Origin of the sequence: Pseudomonas putida (genome assembly GCF_028682475.1) — a bacterium.
Classification (GTDB): Bacteria; Pseudomonadota; Gammaproteobacteria; order Pseudomonadales; family Pseudomonadaceae; genus Aquipseudomonas; species Aquipseudomonas putida_AG.
In genome coordinates, this window is the sequence record NZ_JANHLE010000027.1 from 1 (window position 1) to 17,267 (window position 17,267).

The 17,267-nt window shown below is 60.8% G+C and carries 16 protein-coding genes; 13 read left to right on the forward strand and 3 right to left on the reverse strand.

Translation table 11 applies throughout. The features are described from left to right. Window positions 1-174 precede the first annotated feature (174 nt). Window positions 175-1,395: a CaiB/BaiF CoA transferase family protein gene (locus tag NPS47_RS19890; protein WP_274296492.1), complete on the reverse strand. Its 1,221-nt coding sequence runs from the start codon at window positions 1,393-1,395 to the stop codon at window positions 175-177. A 14-nt stretch (window positions 1,396-1,409) separates the two neighbouring features. Continuing rightward, a complete protein-coding gene (locus tag NPS47_RS19895; protein ID WP_274296493.1) occupies window positions 1,410-2,591 on the reverse strand; it encodes an acyl-CoA dehydrogenase in 1,182 nt (393 codons plus the stop codon). Between the two features lie 160 nt (window positions 2,592-2,751). On the opposite strand from NPS47_RS19895, the gene NPS47_RS19900 reads away from it, so the two are divergent. The 10 genes from NPS47_RS19900 to NPS47_RS19945 all read left to right on the forward strand — a co-directional run bounded on the left by NPS47_RS19900 (window position 2,752) and on the right by NPS47_RS19945 (window position 12,508). Further along, window positions 2,752-3,678, forward strand: a complete 927-nt coding sequence (locus NPS47_RS19900) for a LysR substrate-binding domain-containing protein (protein WP_274296494.1) — start codon at window positions 2,752-2,754, stop codon at window positions 3,676-3,678. Between the two features lie 407 nt (window positions 3,679-4,085). Next, on the forward strand, window positions 4,086-5,207 hold the full coding sequence (locus NPS47_RS19905) for a Re/Si-specific NAD(P)(+) transhydrogenase subunit alpha (RefSeq protein WP_274296495.1): 1,122 nt from the start codon (window positions 4,086-4,088) through the stop codon (window positions 5,205-5,207). An 11-nt stretch (window positions 5,208-5,218) separates the two neighbouring features. Further along, entirely contained in the window at window positions 5,219-5,536 is a 318-nt protein-coding gene (locus NPS47_RS19910) for an NAD(P) transhydrogenase subunit alpha (protein WP_274296496.1), read from the forward strand. Between the two features lie 2 nt (window positions 5,537-5,538). Beyond that, window positions 5,539-6,975 (forward strand): NAD(P)(+) transhydrogenase (Re/Si-specific) subunit beta, encoded by a 1,437-nt coding sequence (locus NPS47_RS19915; protein ID WP_274296497.1) that lies wholly within the window; start codon window positions 5,539-5,541, stop codon window positions 6,973-6,975. A 177-nt stretch (window positions 6,976-7,152) separates the two neighbouring features. Then, entirely contained in the window at window positions 7,153-8,646 is a 1,494-nt protein-coding gene (locus NPS47_RS19920; RefSeq protein WP_274296498.1) for an acetyl-CoA hydrolase/transferase family protein, read from the forward strand. A gap of 318 nt (window positions 8,647-8,964) precedes the next feature. Further along, window positions 8,965-9,180 carry a DUF1127 domain-containing protein gene (locus NPS47_RS19925; RefSeq protein WP_274296499.1) on the forward strand — a complete coding sequence of 72 codons (216 nt, stop codon included), beginning with the start codon at window positions 8,965-8,967 and terminating at the stop codon, window positions 9,178-9,180. A gap of 293 nt (window positions 9,181-9,473) precedes the next feature. Then, window positions 9,474-9,791 carry a DUF2388 domain-containing protein gene (locus NPS47_RS19930; RefSeq protein WP_157190692.1) on the forward strand — a complete coding sequence of 106 codons (318 nt, stop codon included), beginning with the start codon at window positions 9,474-9,476 and terminating at the stop codon, window positions 9,789-9,791. A 120-nt stretch (window positions 9,792-9,911) separates the two neighbouring features. Beyond that, window positions 9,912-10,205 (forward strand): DUF2388 domain-containing protein, encoded by a 294-nt coding sequence (locus tag NPS47_RS19935; protein ID WP_274296500.1) that lies wholly within the window; start codon window positions 9,912-9,914, stop codon window positions 10,203-10,205. Between the two features lie 27 nt (window positions 10,206-10,232). Beyond that, a complete protein-coding gene (locus tag NPS47_RS19940) occupies window positions 10,233-10,553 on the forward strand; it encodes a DUF2388 domain-containing protein (RefSeq protein WP_274296501.1) in 321 nt (106 codons plus the stop codon). Beyond that, complete coding sequence (locus tag NPS47_RS19945; RefSeq protein WP_274296502.1) at window positions 10,550-12,508, forward strand: DUF4105 domain-containing protein; 1,959 nt, start codon at window positions 10,550-10,552, stop codon at window positions 12,506-12,508. The genes NPS47_RS19940 and NPS47_RS19945 overlap by 4 nt, the downstream gene beginning before the upstream one ends. A 6-nt stretch (window positions 12,509-12,514) precedes the next feature. Here the strand turns inward: NPS47_RS19945 and NPS47_RS19950 are convergent, their stop codons facing one another. Then, window positions 12,515-12,916: a GFA family protein gene (locus tag NPS47_RS19950; RefSeq protein WP_274296503.1), complete on the reverse strand. Its 402-nt coding sequence runs from the start codon at window positions 12,914-12,916 to the stop codon at window positions 12,515-12,517. A gap of 302 nt (window positions 12,917-13,218) precedes the next feature. Here NPS47_RS19950 and NPS47_RS19955 point away from each other — a divergent pair, with 302 nt between their 5' ends. The 3 genes from NPS47_RS19955 (at window position 13,219) to NPS47_RS19965 (ending at window position 17,250) form a co-directional block, all read left to right on the forward strand. Beyond that, window positions 13,219-14,526: a CitMHS family transporter gene (locus NPS47_RS19955; RefSeq protein WP_274296504.1), complete on the forward strand. Its 1,308-nt coding sequence runs from the start codon at window positions 13,219-13,221 to the stop codon at window positions 14,524-14,526. Between the two features lie 72 nt (window positions 14,527-14,598). Then, window positions 14,599-15,372 carry a TerC family protein gene (locus NPS47_RS19960; protein ID WP_157190687.1) on the forward strand — a complete coding sequence of 258 codons (774 nt, stop codon included), beginning with the start codon at window positions 14,599-14,601 and terminating at the stop codon, window positions 15,370-15,372. Window positions 15,373-15,591: 219 nt separating this feature from the next. Then, entirely contained in the window at window positions 15,592-17,250 is a 1,659-nt protein-coding gene (locus tag NPS47_RS19965; protein WP_274296505.1) for a Na/Pi cotransporter family protein, read from the forward strand. Window positions 17,251-17,267: the final 17 nt, after the last annotated feature.

The following is a 17,267-nucleotide window of genomic DNA, read 5'->3' on the forward strand; positions in this document are numbered from 1 at the left end:
CTACCTGGAACATCTAACTCGTTGAATCTCAAGGAGTTTTCCGTTCCGACTGCGCCGGAAGTGGGGCGAATTATAGAGAGATTAAACGGGGCGTCAAGGACTTATTTCAAACTTATGACAATAAGCCCCCGAGGCGCCATTTTTACGCCGCTTCTATATAGAAGGGAAGGATCCTTACAACACGCTGGCACCACGTAGCCGCTCAATTTCTGCCGCCGCCAACCCCAGCACTTCACCCAGCACCTGCTCGGTATGCTCACCCAGCAGCGGTGGCGCATTGCGGTACTCCACCGGCGTCTCGGAAAGGCGTATAGGGCTTGCCACCTGCGGCACCTTGCCGGCCAGCGGATGCGGAATCTCGATAGCCAGGCCACGCGCCTTGACCTGCGGGTCGGCAAACATCTGCGCCAGATCGTTGATCGGCCCGCAGGGCACACCGGCTTTCTCCAGCTGCGCCACCCATTCGGCCGTGGTCTTGAACACCGTAGCTTGGCGGATCAGCGGAATCAGCTCGGCACGATTGGCTACCCGCTGCTTATTGGTAGCAAAGCGCGGATCGTCAGCCCACTGCGGTTGCCCGGCCACTTCGGCGAACTTGCGGAACTGCCCATCGTTGCCCACGGTAAGAATGAAATCGCCGTCGGCAGTAGGGAAGTCCTGGTAAGGCACGATATTGGGATGGGCATTGCCCAGGCGCCGAGGCGGCGTGCCGGTTGTCAGGTAGTTCATCGCCTGGTTGGCCAGACAAGCGACCTGGACATCGAGCAACGCCATGTCGATATGCTGACCACCGCCATCATGGTCACGATGGGCGAGGGCAGCCAGGATCGCCACGGTGGAGTACAGACCGGTAAGGATATCGGTCAGCGCCACACCGACCTTGACCGGCCCGGCGCCTTCGTCACCCTCGGGGCGCCCGGTCAGGCTCATCAGCCCGCCCAGGCCCTGGATCATGAAGTCGTAGCCCGCGCGCTTGGCATACGGCCCGGTCTGGCCGAAGCCGGTGATCGAGCAATAGATAAGCTGTGGGTTGATTGCCTTCAGGCTTTCATAGTCCAACCCATAGGCAGCCAGGCCACCTACCTTGAAGTTCTCGATGACCACATCGGACTTTGCCGCCAGCTCGCGCACCAGGCGCTGGCCTTCAGGTTGAGTGAAGTCTATGGTCACCGAGCGCTTGTTGCGGTTGGCCGACAGGTAATACGCCGCCTCACTGGTGTTCTCGCCATAGGCGTCCTTGAGGAAGGGCGGCCCCCAGGCACGCGTGTCATCGCCGGTTCCCGGGCGCTCGACCTTGATCACTTCGGCCCCAAGGTCAGCGAGGATCTGCCCGGACCACGGCCCGGCCAGCACTCGCGACAGATCCAGCACCCGCAGATGAGATAGCGCGCCCATGGGCTGGCTCCTTATTAGTAGAAGGCCTGGATGCCGGTTTGTGCGCGACCGAGAATCAGCGCGTGCACGTCGTGGGTACCCTCATAGGTATTGACCACTTCCAGGTTGACCAGGTGACGGGCTACACCGAATTCATCGGAGATGCCGTTGCCGCCGAGCATGTCGCGCGCCATGCGGGCGATATCCAGCGCTTTACCGCAGGAGTTACGCTTCATGATCGAAGTGATTTCCACCGCAGCGGTGCCTTCATCCTTCATCCGGCCCAGACGCAGGCAGCCTTGCAGGGCCATGGTAATTTCGGTCTGCATGTCGGCCAGCTTTTTCTGGATCAGCTGGTTGGCGGCCAGTGGGCGACCGAACTGCTTGCGGTCCAGGGTGTACTGGCGGGCGGTATGCCAGCAGGCTTCGGCAGCACCCAGCGCGCCCCAGGAGATGCCATAGCGGGCCGAGTTCAGGCAGGTGAACGGACCTTTCAAGCCACGCACATCCGGGAAGATGTTCTCTTCCGGCACGAAAACGTTGTCCATGACGATTTCACCGGTGATCGAGGCGCGCAGGCCGACCTTGCCGTGAATGGCCGGAGCGCTGAGACCCTGCCAGCCTTTCTCCAGCACGAAGCCGCGGATATCGCCGGCATCGTCCTTGGCCCAGACCACGAACACATCGGCGATCGGGCTGTTGGTGATCCACATCTTGTTGCCGGTCAGGCGATAGCCACCGTCGACTTTTTTCGCCCGGGTAATCATCGAGCCTGGATCGGAACCATGATCAGGCTCGGTCAGGCCGAAGCAACCGATCCATTCGCCGCTGGCAAGCTTGGGCAGGTACTTCTGCTTGGTTGCTTCAGAACCGAACTCGTTGATCGGCACCATCACCAGAGAGGACTGCACACTCATCATCGAACGGTAGCCCGAGTCGATGCGCTCCACTTCACGGGCGATCAAACCGTAGCAAACGTAGTTCAGGCCGCTGCCACCGTACTGCTCAGGGATGGTCGCGCCGAGAAGGCCGACTTCGCCCATTTCGCGGAAGATCGCAGGATCGGTCTGCTCATGACGGAAGGCTTCCAGCACGCGCGGGGCCAGCTTGTCCTGGGCGAACTGATACGCGCTGTCACGCACCATGCGCTCTTCTTCAGTGAGCTGCTGGTCGAGCAACAGCGGGTCGATCCAGTTGAAGCTTGCTTTACCGGCCATGAGCGAATCCTCGAAAAATGGGACCAGAGTTGTTGTGCATTGATCCTAGGCCTGATCAGCCGACGAGACAAACGAGGAATCCGCATAGTGTTGTGATAATTTCTCACTCCGTAGCGGGCAGAAAGCCCATCTTTACGCGTTATTAGTGAGATTGACGTACATGCGACGGAAGATCCCCAGCACCGCGGCCCTGGTCTGCTTCGAAGCAGCCGCCCGCCACGAGAGCTTCACCAAGGCTTCACACGAGCTGTCCCTCACTCAGGGTGCCGTATGTCGGCAAATTGCCGGGCTCGAGGAGTTTCTCAATGTCGAACTGTTTCGCCGCTCACGCCGCGGCGTGAAACTCACCGAAGCCGGTCTTTCTTACAGCCGCCGGGTGGCCACGCAGCTCGACGCCGTGGAGCGCGATACCTTGTCGGTGATGGGCCAGCAGGGCGCCAACGTCATTGAACTCGCCGTGGTTCCAACCTTCGGCACCCAATGGCTGCTGCCCCGGCTCAAGGACTTCCAGCAGCGCCATCCGGAAGTCACGGTCAACCTGACCAACCGCACCCGGCCTTTCCTCTTTGCCGACACCCCGTTCGATGCCGCCATCTATTTCGGGGATGCCGACTGGTCCGGCACGCACTCCCATCGACTGATGGGCGAGAACCCGGTACCGGTCTGCAGCCCAGGCTTGCTGGGTGGGGCAGGGCAGCTGGACGGCGAACAGATCGCCCAGTTGCCGCTGCTCCAGCAAACCACACGCCCGTACGCCTGGCGTCAATGGTTCAACAGCCTGGAGATGAACGTTGCCCGCGACATGACTGGCCCGCGCTATGAGCTATTCTCGATGTTGGCACAGGCCGCCATGCATGAGATGGGTGTGGCGCTTATTCCACCGTTCCTGATCCAGCGTGAACTGGCAGAAGGGCGTCTGGTTGTAGCCAACCGACATGGGCTTTCGAGCATCAAGGCGTATTACCTGATGATCCCGGAGCGCAAGGTCGAATCCGCGTCGCTGCGCGCTTTTCGCGATTGGCTGGTGATTGAAGCCGAGCGCTATGCCGCAGCACACAAGGACGACAGCTATAACCTGACCCCGTAGTCAGCAAAAAAGGATCCCTACAGATGTACGGAAATGTCGCATTTTGCACAACTGTTTCACCACCTCCTCCAACACCCCTTAACCCTGCTGTTTATGCGGCTTTCACTGCATAAATCGCGTTTTGTTCAGCGCATTCAGAGAATTCGGCGGAATTTTTTCAAAATTTACCGTAATCTCCCTGAAGCCCATAGTTTGCGGGCTTCAGGCCTGTTCTTGCGACATTCGGTCACAGGGTGACTTGTAGTTTGATTAGCGTCACCCTTCAAAACTGGTTGAAGCAATTCAGGAATCACCTGCAAAATGCCGCGCCCCGCCAGAATTCGGCGGGATCGTGCTGATCGGCCGCCCCAGACGCACCATCCGCAGTGCACTGGCTTACCTACAAAAGATCACGCAGGAGATTTGACGTGCACATTGGTGTTCCTCTCGAAACGCAGACGGGCGAAACACGGGTTGCTGCAACCCCGGAAACCATCAAGAAACTGATTGGTCAGGGGCATCAGGTCACCGTCCAGAGCGGCGCCGGCATCAACGCCAGCGTTCCGGACAGTGCCTATGAAGCAGCAGGCGCTACCATTGGCAGCGCTGCCGATGCGTTTGGGGCACAGCTTGTTCTGAAAGTTGTGGCTCCCGACGATAGCGAACTGGCCCAGATCAAGAGCGGCACCGTACTGGTGGGCATGCTCAATCCGTTCAACAACGACATCATCGCCAAGATGGCCGAGCGCGGCATAACCGCCTTCGCCCTTGAAGCGGCGCCGCGCACCTCCCGGGCGCAGAGCCTCGACGTGCTGTCTTCGCAGGCCAACATTGCCGGTTACAAAGCGGTATTGCTGGCGGCTCATCACTATCCGCGCTTCATGCCGATGCTGATGACCGCAGCCGGCACCGTGAAAGCCGCTCGCGTGCTGGTTCTCGGCGCCGGCGTGGCCGGGCTGCAGGCCATCGCCACGGCCAAGCGCCTGGGTGCGGTGATCGAAGCCTCAGACGTGCGTCCGGCGGTGAAGGAGCAGATCGAGTCGTTGGGCGCCAAGTTCATCGACGTCCCTTACGAGACCGATGAAGAACGCGAATGTGCCGAAGGTGTCGGCGGCTATGCCCGCCCAATGCCCGCCAGCTGGATGCAGCGTCAGGCCCAGGCCGTGCACGAGCGTGCGAAACAGGCTGATATCGTTATCACCACCGCGCTGATTCCCGGCCGTAAGGCGCCGACCCTGCTCAGCGCCGAGACCGTTGCGCAAATGAAGCCGGGCTCGGTGGTCATTGACCTGGCGGCGGCCCAGGGCGGCAACTGCCCGCTGACCGTCGCCGATCAGGTGGTGGTAGAGCAGGGCGTGACCATTGTCGGCCCGACCAACCTGCCCGCGCAGGTAGGTGCCGACGCCTCGGCCCTGTATGCCCGCAACCTGCTCGACTTCATGAAGCTGCTGTTCGACAAGGACAGTGCGCTTGTGATCAACCTCGAAGACGATATCGTCGCCGCGTGCCTGATGTGCCGCGACGGCCAGATCATCCGCAAGAACGGATAAGGAGCCAGACAATGGAAGACATGCTGATCTCTCACGGCGTCTATAACCTGATCATTTTCGTGCTGGCGATCTATGTCGGTTACCACGTGGTGTGGAACGTCACCCCGGCACTGCATACCCCTCTGATGGCGGTTACCAACGCCATTTCCGCCATCGTCATCGTCGGCGCCATGCTGGCCGCCGCGCTGACCGTAACACCGCTGGGCAAGATCATGGGCACCCTCGCGGTGGCCCTGGCAGCGGTCAACGTATTCGGTGGTTTCCTCGTCACCCGGCGCATGCTGGAGATGTTCAAGAAGAAAGCCGTAAAGGCTGAGGGGAAGCAGTAAACATGAGCATGAACCTGGTAACACTTCTCTACCTCGTCGCCTCGATCTGCTTCATCCAGGCGCTCAAGGGTCTGTCGCACCCGACCACCTCGCGGCGCGGCAACCTGTTCGGCATGCTCGGTATGGCTCTGGCGATCGTCACCACCGTCGGACTGATCTACAAGCTCGGCGCGGAGCTGGCCACTGATGGTATCGGCTATGTGATTGTCGGCCTGCTGGTCGGCGGCAGCGCTGGCTCGATCATGGCCAAGCGCGTGGAAATGACCAAGATGCCCGAGCTGGTGGCCTTCATGCACAGCATGATCGGTCTGGCCGCGGTGTTCATTGCCATTGCCGCGGTGGTCGAGCCGCAGTCGCTGGGTATCGTCTCCAGCATCAGCGACCCGATCCCGACCGGTAACCGCCTGGAGCTGTTCCTCGGTGCCGCCATTGGTGCGATCACCTTCTCCGGCTCGGTCATCGCCTTCGGCAAGCTCTCTGGCAAGTACAAGTTCCGCCTGTTCCAGGGCGCACCGGTACAGTTCACCGGCCAGCACAAGCTGAACCTGATTCTGGGCCTGGCAACCATCGGCCTGGGCCTGGTCTTCACCTTCACCGGTAGCTACAGCGCCTTTGCCCTGATGCTGATCCTGGCGTTCATCATGGGTGTGCTGATCATCATCCCGATTGGCGGTGCCGACATGCCGGTGGTGGTGTCGATGCTCAACAGCTACTCGGGCTGGGCAGCGGCCGGTATCGGCTTCTCGCTAAACAACTCGATGCTGATCATTGCCGGCTCGCTGGTGGGTTCGTCGGGTGCCATCCTCTCGTACATCATGTGCAAGGCGATGAACCGTTCGTTCTTCAACGTGATCCTCGGCGGTTTCGGCGGCGCCACAGATGCTGGCGGTCCAGCCGGTGCGCAGGAGGCTCGTCCGGTGAAGTCCGGTTCGGCCGACGACGCCACCTTCCTGCTGAGCAACGCCGACACCGTGATCATCGTTCCGGGCTATGGCCTGGCGGTGGCCCGTGCCCAGCACGCACTCAAGGAACTGACCGAGAAGCTGACCCACAACGGCGTCACCGTGAAGTATGCGATTCACCCGGTGGCAGGACGCATGCCTGGTCACATGAACGTACTGCTGGCGGAAGCCGAAGTACCGTACGACCAGGTGTTCGAGATGGAAGACATCAACTCCGAGTTCGGCCAGGCCGACGTGGTGCTGGTGCTCGGTGCCAACGACGTGGTCAACCCGGCGGCGAAGAACGATCCGAAGTCGCCAATCGCCGGCATGCCGATCCTGGAAGCGTTCAAGGCCAAGACCATCATCGTCAACAAGCGCTCCATGGCCAGTGGCTATGCCGGTCTTGATAACGAACTGTTCTATCTGGACAAAACCATGATGGTTTTCGGCGACGCCAAGAAGGTCATCGAGGACATGGTCAAAGCCGTCGACTAAGTCTTTGTCAGGCTGTGACAATTAGCCCCAGCGCGGTACCGGCTGGGGCTTTTTAATGCCCGGCCAGCCGACAGAAGGCTCTATTTCATGGCTTCGCATTCGACCTTGGTCGCGGGACGCCGGGCGCCTAAATCACTAGACTGCGCATCTAGCTTTAGTAGCCTGAGATAACAATCCATGTACCGTGATCGTATCCGCTTGTCCTCCCTGCACAGCAAGGTAATGAGTGCGGCTGATGCCGCTGGCCTGATCGAGGACGGCATGACCGTCGGCATGAGCGGCTTCACCCGCGCCGGCGAAGCCAAGGCGGTGCCGCATGCACTGGCCGAACGAGCCAAGCAATCTCCGCTGCAAATCAGCCTGATGACCGGCGCCAGCCTGGGCAACGACCTGGACAAGGAACTGACCGAGGCCGGTGTTCTGGCCCGTCGCATGCCATTCCAGGTCGACAGCACGCTGCGCAAGGCCATTAACGATGGCAAGGTCATGTTCATCGACCAGCACTTGTCGGAAACCGTGGAACAGCTGCGCAACCAGCAACTGAAACTGCCGGACATTGCCGTCATTGAAGCGGTCGCCATCACCGAGCAAGGCCACATCGTGCCGACCACTTCGGTGGGCAACTCGGCCAGCTTCGCGATCTTCGCCAAACAGGTGATCGTCGAGATCAACATGGCCCACAACGCCAACCTGGAAGGCCTGCACGACATCTACATCCCGACCTACCGGCCAACCCGCACGCCGATCCCGCTGGTCAAAGTCGACGACCGCATCGGCAGCACCGCGATTCCGATCGATCCGGCCAAGATTGTCGGCATCGTCATCACCGAGCAACCGGACTCACCGTCCACTGTGTTGCCGCCGGATGATGAAACCCAGGGCATCGCCAACCACCTGATCAACTTCTTCAAACAGGAAGTAGACGCAGGGCGCATGACCAACAAGCTCGGCCCGCTGCAGGCGGGTATCGGCAGCATCGCCAACGCGGTGATGTGCGGCCTGATCGATTCGCCGTTCGAAGACCTGACCATGTACTCCGAAGTACTGCAGGACTCGACCTTCGACCTGATCGACGCCGGCAAGCTGAGCTTTGCCTCGGGCAGCTCCATCACCCTGTCGAGCCGTCGCAATGCCGACGTGTTCGGCAACCTGGAGCGCTACAAGGACAAACTGGTCCTGCGTCCTCAGGAAATCTCCAACCACCCTGAAGTGGTACGCCGCCTGGGCATCATCGGCATCAACACCGCCCTTGAGTTCGACCTGTATGGCAACGTCAACTCCACGCACGTCTGCGGCACGCGGATGATGAACGGCATCGGCGGCTCCGGCGACTTCGCCCGCAACGCTCACCTGGCGATCTTCGTCACCAAGTCGATTGCCAAAGGCGGGGCGATCTCCAGCGTGGTGCCAATGGTCAGCCATGTGGACCATACCGAGCATGACGTCGATATCCTCGTCACCGAGCAAGGTCTGGCCGACCTGCGTGGCCTGGCGCCGCGCGAGCGTGCACGGGTGATCATCGACAACTGCGTGCACCCTGACTATCGCGAAGCGCTGAACGACTACTTCACCCGCGCCTGCGAGAAGGGTGGCCATACACCGCACATCTTGCGCGAAGCCCTGGCCTGGCACGAAAACCTGGAAGAAACCGGGCGCATGCTCGCCAGCTAAGCCGCACAGTTTTCAGCCGGTGGTGCGCAATGCTCACCGGCTGAACAGTTGGCAAACATTACGCTGCAAAAACTGTTCTACTGTACCGGTGCTTTCACCCTGATTTTCCCTCCCCGCGTTCAACTCCCAAGCAAAAATGCACCACTTTAGTGCTGACCAGTACAGTTGCGCCTATTCGGTGTGCAACAGTGCTCTAAAACAGTTAACTGGCCCATCACAATGTAGGTGAACTGTATCTACTGTTATGGACGACAGAGGAGGATCATTGGCATCAGTTAAATCACTACCTAATGCCGCCACAAGCGGAAGGATGACATCATGGAACGTACCCTCAGTTCCGATTTGGTTTTCGAAAGCACCAACGAACAATCCAAGGCCGCGCTGCCACTGCGCCTGCTGGCCAACCTGATGCTGTGGCAACGCCGCATCGCCAGCCGCCACCAACTGGCCCGTCTGGATTCGCGCCTGCTGGCCGACGCCGGGATCAGCGAAGCACAACGCTACGAAGAGCTGAGCAAGCCGTTCTGGCGTTAATGCAGGGCTCGCCGGCCAAGGCCGGCACCTCGAATTCCGAAAACCCGTCGCAGGTGACTGCTGACGGGTTTTTTCGTTCTGAATCCGCGGAATAGAGCGGCTGCGAAAGCGACAGGTACAGTTATCAAAGAGTTATTTTTTATAGATACAGTTGATAAATCGTGCCGCAATCTTGTCCAACTCGCAGACGCTGATCGCGTGATACCCTTAGCGCACCCAGCTTGGTAAAAAGTAGCGCAACCGGCTGAGCGTGCGTCTGACACACAGAACCGCCTATATCCAGGAGATCGACCATGTTCCGTACTCGCTTGTTTGGCGCCGCACTGGTACTGGCTCTGGCTTCCACTGCCAACGCCACCAGCTTCGTCGTCACCACCGACACCATTGTTCGCGGCGTTGCCGCTTCCACCGATGCCACCTCCGATGTGTCCTCGTCGTTCCGTGACGACAAGATCGTGCGCGCCGCCCGTGACGACGCTGCCAGCTTCGTTGCCAGCCACGGCGAGATTCGCGGCGTGAAGTTGGAAAGTGCCTTCGCCCACATCCGTCAGCAGGCACCCAGCCTGCAGGCCAGCGACGCACAACTGGCCCAGGCCATCCTGGCGCTCTGAGTTCGTCTGTTTCTGGCTTCATCATGTAACAACATGCAATGAAGCCAGGTACCCTGCGCTGGTCCTTGCCAGCGCATTGGGATAGCCTTTGCCGTTTGATTTGCCAGCCCTACGAGACCCATGCGTTATCTGCCATTGCTGTTGCTTGTGTGCTGCTGGACCAGTAGCGCCCACGCCCTGGACCTCACTACCAACAATCTTGTCGTCAGCGGTTACGTCACCAGCAAGGTGACCTCGGCGCCCTTCGATCGCAAACTGCTGCGCAATGCCCAGGATGATGCCGCCGCGTTTGTCGCCAGCGACGGCCGGATAAACGGTGCCCGACTGCAGGCTGCCCTGAACCGGTTGCGCGAGAGCAACCCCGAACTTGCTGTCGCCGACCTTGAACTGGCGCAGGCAATTCTCGTCCAATGATTACCCTCGTTCTCCCGGAGATGTTCCATGCGTAACCCGCTGATTGCCGCCACCCTTGGCCTTCTGTTGCTGGCCGATGTAGCCCAGGCGCAAACCCTGGTGGCCACCAGCAATATCATCGTGCGCGCGTTCGGCCGTTCGATCGACTTCACCTCAGATACCACCACTTCGATCCGTGACTCCAAAGTCGTCCGTGAAGCCCGTGACGATGCGGCCAGTTACGTCGCCAGCAGCGGTGAAATCCGTGGCGCCCAGCTGGAAGCCGCCTTCGATACCTTGCGCCAGCGTGTACCTGAAGCACGCCAGGCCAGCGATCAAGCCCTGGCTGAAGCCATTCTCGCCCTGTGAACACCCTGCGCGCCTGGTTGCTGGGTGGCCTGCTGACGCTACTGGGCAGCCCAGCCCTGGCCGACCTGCAGTTGCAACTGCAGACCGAGGGGCTTGAACCGGCCCAGCAACGAGCCAGCCAGGCGCTGCTGGACGAAGCCATGCAGGCACTGCCGCCGAGCTTCAAGGCACGCCTGGATCGCCGTGTCCGGGTCAGCTGGAGCACGAAAATGCCTGAAGACGCCTACGGCCAGGCGTCGCTGGTATCAACCCTCGAGCTCAATCGCCGGTTGCTGCCCGGCCTCACCGATGGCAGCGCAGCTACCCGCAAGACCGGCCGCCCCCACGGCACCGTGCGCCAGGAGCTGCTGGCCACCGTGCTGCACGAGCTGACGCATATCTACGATCGCGCCCGCCTCTGGCAGGGCAGCGAACGACGCCTGATCACCCAGTGTGCGCGACACCTCGACAGCCAGGGTAAAGTCGGCCTGCCTGAACAGTGCCGCGGCCAGAGCGAACGGCGTTTTACTCTCAGCGATGACCCGCGCCTTCTCGACCTGGCCGGCTGGCCGCAGTATGTCGGCAGGCGAGGGGAGCGCGAACAGCACAACCGCCAGGTTGCTCGCAGCCCCGACAGTTACGAGCTGAGCAGTCCGAAGGAATTCATCGCGGTCAACATGGAGTATTTCCTCCTTGACCCGAGCTTCGCCTGCCGGCGGCCGGCGCTGCAGGGTTATCTGAAAGCGCATTTCGACTGGGCGCCGGAACATCCGGCCTGCCCGCAAGCGCTGCCGTTTCTCAATGCCGGTAATGATTTTGCCAAGACGCCACTGGGCGAAATCGATCCGGAGCGTGTGTACGCCGTGGACTACCTGTTGGCCGAGGCCAACCAGAACTGGGTCAGCCGCTGGGGCCACAGTATGCTGCGTCTGGTCATTTGCGCCCCCGGACGCCCGCGTGGACCTGACTGCCGGCTCGACCTCGACCAGCACCTGGTGCTGTCGTACCGCGCCTTCGTCAACGATGTGCAGCTATCGAGCTGGGACGGCCTGACCGGGGCCTACCCATCACGGCTGTTCGTCCTGCCACTGGCCCAGGTCATCGACGAGTACACCAAGACCGAATTGCGCAGTCTCGCCTCGATTCCCCTCAAGTTCGAGCGCAACGAGCTGGAAAGCCTGGTACGCCAGGCCGCCGAGATGCATTGGAGCTACGACGGCAACTATTACTTCCTGTCCAACAACTGTGCAGTGGAAACCCTCAAGCTGTTGCGCAGTGGTACCGCCAACCCGCGCCTGAGCGATCTGGACAGCATCGTGCCCAATGGTTTGCTGGAAGTGCTGCAGGGACGCGGACTGGCCGATGTCAGCGTGCTCGATGATCCGCGCGAGGCGCTGCGCCTGGGTTACCGTTTCGATTCCTACCGCGACCGTTACCAGGCCATGTTCCTGGTGCTTAAACAGCAACTGCCGATCCCGCAGGACAGTGTCGAAGCCTGGCTGGACCAATCTGCCAAACAACGCCAGCAATGGTTCGCACAGGCTGATCTGCGCACCAGTGCAGCGCTGCTTCTACTTGAGCAGGCGAGCTTGCGCCAGCAACTGCTGCTGGCCCAGGACGAGGTTAAACAGCGCTACCTGACCGGTCGGGCCGCGAATGATGGGAGCGTGGCCAAGGCCAATGGCACGCTGCAGCAGATTCTTGCCAACAGCGGTTTTCTCAGCCGGCCGGCAGAACTGCTGGGCAGCAGTGGCTACGGCTTGCCACAGGCAGGGGAACGCAAGCTGTTGATCAGCGAGTCCAGCCAGCGACAGAAGCAGCTGCAAAGCCTCAGCGCCGATCTGGACAAAGAAGTACGTGCGCTGCTCGGCCCGGCCAGAGCTGCAGAAATCGCCGCAGTCGAAGCCAACATCAAGCAGGTTGGCGAACATTTGCGTGCCCTGCACAAGGCTGCGGGAGGCCTGCAGCTGCCCTGATCAACCCTAGAGGGTTTCTTCGGGCTCCCCCGGCAAATGCTCATCCAGATGCAGCCAGGGCAGACGGCTACTGGTCCAGATATGCCGTTGCGGCCGGGCCAGCTCCGGCTGATCCAGCGTGGTGATGGTAATGTCGATGGTTTCCGGGCTCAGGTCGGTGGTCAGCGCCACTTGCGCCCCGCATCGACTGCAGAAGTAGCGCACGCAGCTGGGAGAAGAGTCGTAGCGTTGCGGCGTACCGCTCAGCCACTGGAAATCCGCGCAGGGCAGGGTCGCCCAGGTCACCAGCAGCCCGCCACTGACACGTCGGCACACCGAGCAATGACAGTGGGCAACATCTGTCATCGGCCCTCGAACCCGGTAGCGCAAGGCACCGCAATGGCAGCCGCCTTCGTATGTATCGCCCATCGTTTGTCCTCCTGCGCCTGTGCTTAACGCCAACAATGCACCTCTCGTCGTCTTTGGGCCAGCGAAAGCTGGCTGAAAGCTTGCCGCCTTAGGATTGCCTCCACTACCGGCACAGACCGGTCAGCCAGGGCACCTGACTTCCCGTACAGCGCCCGGCCCAATTAACAACAACAATGGTGATTCTGATGTTTGCTTACAACCGCCTCCCCGCAGCACGCCCTCCGCTATTCCATGCGCCGCGCCTCGTGCGCTGATCCGCCCGACTCGTTCCTTTTTCGACGCGATACGCCTGGAGTACTCCTATGCTGACCTTCCTCGGCTTTGCCATGGTCATCACCTTCATGTACCTGATCATGACCAAGCGCCTGTCGGCCTTGATCGCCCTGATCCTGGTACCGATCATTTTCGCCCTGTTCGGTGGCTTCTCGGGCGATATCGGACCGATGATGCTGCAAGGCATCACCAAGCTGGCCCCGACCGGGGTGATGCTGATGTTCGCCATCCTGTATTTCGGTCTGATGATCGATTCCGGCCTGTTCGATCCGGCCGTGCGCAAAATTCTCAAGATGGTCAAAGGCGACCCGCTGAAAGTCTCGGTGGGCACTGCTGTACTGGCCCTGGTCGTGTCGATGGACGGCGACGGCGCCACTACCTACATGATCTGCGTGGCGGCCATGCTGCCGCTGTACAGCCGCCTGGGCATGAGCCCACGGATCATGGCCGGCCTGATCATTCTCGCCGGCGGGGTCATGAACATGACTCCTTGGGGCGGCCCGACCGCGCGTGCGGCCAGCGCCCTGCATGTCGATCCTTCGGACATCTTCGTCCCGATGATCCCGGCGATGCTCGCAGGGGTGGTGGCGATCCTGGTGATTGCCTACATGTACGGTAAGCGTGAACGCGCTCGCCTGGGCGAACTGCACCTGCCAGGTGACGAAATCGACCACAGCGAAATCAGCGTTTCGCAGTTCCCCGATGCGCGCCGGCCGAAAATGATCTGGTTCAACGGTGCCCTGACCAGCGCGCTGATGGTTGCCCTGGTCGCTGGCCTGCTGCCGCTGCCGGTGCTGTTCATGGTCGCCTTCAGTATCGCCATGATCGTCAACTATCCTTGCCTGCAAATGCAGAAAGATCGCGTTGCCGCGCATTCCGGCAGCGTGCTGGCGGTGGTCGGGCTGATTTTCGCCGCGGGTATCTTCACCGGCATCCTGTCGGGTACCGGCATGGTCGAGGCCATGTCCAAGAGCCTGCTGGCAGTGATTCCTGAAGCGCTGGGCCCTTACCTGGCGGTGATCACTGCGATCGTGAGCATGCCGTTCACCTTCTTCATGTCCAACGACGCCTTCTACTACGGGGTACTGCCGGTACTCTCCGAAGCCGCCAGCCACTACGGCATCTCGCCAGTGGAAATGGCCCGCGCGTCGATCGTCGGCCAACCGGTACACCTGCTCAGCCCGCTGGTACCCTCTACCTATCTGCTGGTGGCCCTGGCCGGCATCGACTTCGGCGATCATCAGCGCTTCACCTTGAAGTGGGCAGTGCTGGTCTGCCTGTGCATAATGCTCGCCGCGCTGCTCATGGGAATTTTCCCTCTGTTCAGCAGCCTATAAGACAACAGTTTCATACAACCGCAGCGCGCCCCTTGCCCGGGCGCTCTGCATTTATCGTACGAAGGAATACACATGGAATGGCTGACCAGCCCAGAAATCTGGGTTGCCTTTTTTACCCTGACGGCTCTTGAGATCGTTCTCGGCATCGACAACATCATCATGATCTCGATCCTGGTCAGCCGCATGCCCAAGCACATGCAGCAGCGCACCCGGATTTTCGGCCTGGCCCTGGCCATGGTTACCCGTATTCTGCTGCTGCTGTCGATCACCTGGGTGATGCGCCTGACGGCCGATCTGTTCGTGGTGTTCGACCAGGGCATTTCCGGTCGCGACCTGATCCTGTTCTTCGGTGGCCTGTTCCTGCTGTGGAAAAGCTCGCAAGAGATCTACCACGGCCTGGAAGGCGAGGATGAAACCCACGACGAGCCTGCCGGCAAAGGCGGCAAGTTCCTCTACACCATCATCCAGATTGCCATCATCGACATCGTGTTCTCCCTGGACTCGGTGATCACCGCCGTCGGCATGGTTTCCCACGTTCCGGTGATGATCGCCGCCATCGTTGTCGCGGTATTGGTGATGATGCTCTGTGCCGGTGCCATCAGTAACTTCATCGACAAGCATCCTTCGCTGAAGATGCTCGCCCTGTCGTTCCTGATCGTCGTCGGTACCGTCCTGATCGCCGAAGCCTTTGAAGTGCATGTACCGAAAGGCTACGTCTACTTCGCCATGGCCTTCTCGCTGGCGGTGGAAGCCATCAACATCAAGATGCGCACCGCCATGGCCCGCAAGAAAAACCAGGAACAAGGCGAGCCGGTGAAACTTCGCAAGGACATTCCGGGTCAGTAAACCTGGAGCATCTGTTGAAAGGGCCCTGCGGGGCCCTTTTTTCATTTGATTTCATGACGGTATTGTTTCAAAGCTCGCGCTGGCTATGCGATGCTGGCGCCAAGCCCTTGGGCCGACTACAGCTTAAGTGAGCACCGGGAAAAACCGCCTGCGATCAGGCCGGGCTCACGGCACCACCCATTTGCCCCACTGGGGCACGATCAACAGGGGGCCTGTTCAATGCTGACCCTGCTCAATCTGCTTTCCGCCGTGGCGCTGCTGATCTGGGGCACGCACATTGTGCGTACCGGCATTCTGCGGGTGTACGGTTCCAACCTGCGGCGCGTGCTGAGCCAGAACATGTCCCAGCGGCCCCTGGCGTTCCTCGCCGGGATTCTGGTGACCGCCATGGTGCAGAGCAGCAACGCGACAGCGATGCTGGTGACCTCCTTTGTCGGTCAGGGGCTGATGTCCTTGACCCCGGCGCTGGCGATCATGCTCGGCGCCGATGTCGGTACCGCGCTGATGGCGCGGGTGCTGACCTTCGACCTGTCGTGGCTGTCGCCGCTGTTGATCTTCCTCGGGGTGATCTTCTTTCTTTCGCGCAAGCAGACCCGTGCCGGGCAGTTAGGCCGTGTCGGTATCGGGCTGGGCCTGATCATTCTCGCCCTGCAATTGATCGTCGAAGCCGCCGCACCGATTACCCAGGCCCAGGGCGTGAAAGTGCTGTTCGCCTCACTGACCGGCGACATCTTGCTCGACGCGCTGGTCGGTGCGCTGTTCGCGCTGATTTCCTATTCAAGCCTGGCTGCCGTGCTGCTCACCGCAACCCTGGCCGGCGCCGAGCTGATCAGCCTGCCAGTGGCCATCGGCCTGGTCATTGGCGCCAATATCGGTAGCGGGCTGCTGGCCTTCCTCAGTACCAGCATGCAGAACGCGGCCGGACGCCAGGTGGCCCTGGGCAGCCTGCTGTACAAGCTGATCGGCCTGATTCTGATTATCCCGGTGCTTGACCCGCTGGTGCGCTGGATGGACAGCCTGACGTTCAGCGCCCAGGAGCTGGTGATCGGTTTTCACCTGCTCTACAACAGCTTGCGCTGCCTGATCATGCTGCCGACGGTCACACCCATGGCCCGCGTCTGCAGCTGGCTGCTGCCGGAGCGGGCAGAAGCCAATGGCCGGGCGCGGCCGCGGCACCTGGATCCGGCGGCGCTGAGCACCCCGAGTCTGGCCCTGGCCAACGCCGTGCGTGAGACCCTGCGCGTGGGCGACCTGATCGACAACATGCTCGACGCCATGCACGGTGTGCTGCTGGGCATCCACACGGCGATGACGCAGCAGGTGCGCAGCCTCGGCGAAGACGTCGAAGCGCTGAACAACGCGATCAAACTGTACCTGGCGCAGATGCCCCGCGAGGACTTGAGCGGTCAGGACAGCAAGCGCTGGGCAGAAATCATCGAACTGGCGATCAACCTCAAGCTGGCCAGCGACCTGATTGAACGCATGCTGCGCAAGGTGCAGCAGCAGAAAACCTCCCAGCGCCGGGAATTCTCTGATGTCGGCCTGGAAGAGTTGACCGGGCTGCACGCCCAGTTGCTGGCCAATCTGCGCCTGGGTCTGTCGGTCTTCCTCAGCGCCGACCCGGAAAGTGCCCGTCAGTTGCTGCGGGAAAAACGCCGCTTCCGCGCCCAGGAACGGCGCCTGGCCCATGCCCATGTCAGCCGCCTGCAACGTAAAGTGGTGCAAAGTATCGAGACCAGCGCCTTGCACCTGGAACTGATTGCCGATATGAAACGACTGAACTCCTTGTTCTGCAGCAGTGCCTATGTAGTATTGGGTGGTTCCGATACCGGCGGTTTGCTGCTCGACGGTGTCCCGGACGATGCCCATTCACCTTGACCACTGCACAATGCTCG

Excerpts from the sequence above, each read along its gene's own strand:
- NPS47_RS19965 (WP_274296505.1), top strand. The coding sequence starts at position 15,592 with ATGCTGACCCTGCTCAATCTGCTTTCCGCCGTGGCGCTGCTGATCTGG.
- NPS47_RS19935 (WP_274296500.1), top strand. The coding sequence starts at position 9,912 with ATGCGTTATCTGCCATTGCTGTTGCTTGTGTGCTGCTGGACCAGTAGC.
- NPS47_RS19900 (WP_274296494.1), top strand. The coding sequence starts at position 2,752 with ATGCGACGGAAGATCCCCAGCACCGCGGCCCTGGTCTGCTTCGAAGCA.
- NPS47_RS19950 (WP_274296503.1), bottom strand. The coding sequence starts at position 12,916 with ATGGGCGATACATACGAAGGCGGCTGCCATTGCGGTGCCTTGCGCTAC.
- NPS47_RS19890 (WP_274296492.1), bottom strand. The coding sequence starts at position 1,395 with ATGGGCGCGCTATCTCATCTGCGGGTGCTGGATCTGTCGCGAGTGCTG.
- NPS47_RS19920 (WP_274296498.1), top strand. The coding sequence starts at position 7,153 with ATGTACCGTGATCGTATCCGCTTGTCCTCCCTGCACAGCAAGGTAATG.
- NPS47_RS19940 (WP_274296501.1), top strand. The coding sequence starts at position 10,233 with ATGCGTAACCCGCTGATTGCCGCCACCCTTGGCCTTCTGTTGCTGGCC.
- NPS47_RS19925 (WP_274296499.1), top strand. The coding sequence starts at position 8,965 with ATGGAACGTACCCTCAGTTCCGATTTGGTTTTCGAAAGCACCAACGAA.
- NPS47_RS19915 (WP_274296497.1), top strand. The coding sequence starts at position 5,539 with ATGAGCATGAACCTGGTAACACTTCTCTACCTCGTCGCCTCGATCTGC.
- NPS47_RS19930 (WP_157190692.1), top strand. The coding sequence starts at position 9,474 with ATGTTCCGTACTCGCTTGTTTGGCGCCGCACTGGTACTGGCTCTGGCT.
- NPS47_RS19955 (WP_274296504.1), top strand. The coding sequence starts at position 13,219 with ATGCTGACCTTCCTCGGCTTTGCCATGGTCATCACCTTCATGTACCTG.
- NPS47_RS19910 (WP_274296496.1), top strand. The coding sequence starts at position 5,219 with ATGGAAGACATGCTGATCTCTCACGGCGTCTATAACCTGATCATTTTC.
- NPS47_RS19960 (WP_157190687.1), top strand. The coding sequence starts at position 14,599 with ATGGAATGGCTGACCAGCCCAGAAATCTGGGTTGCCTTTTTTACCCTG.
- NPS47_RS19895 (WP_274296493.1), bottom strand. The coding sequence starts at position 2,591 with ATGGCCGGTAAAGCAAGCTTCAACTGGATCGACCCGCTGTTGCTCGAC.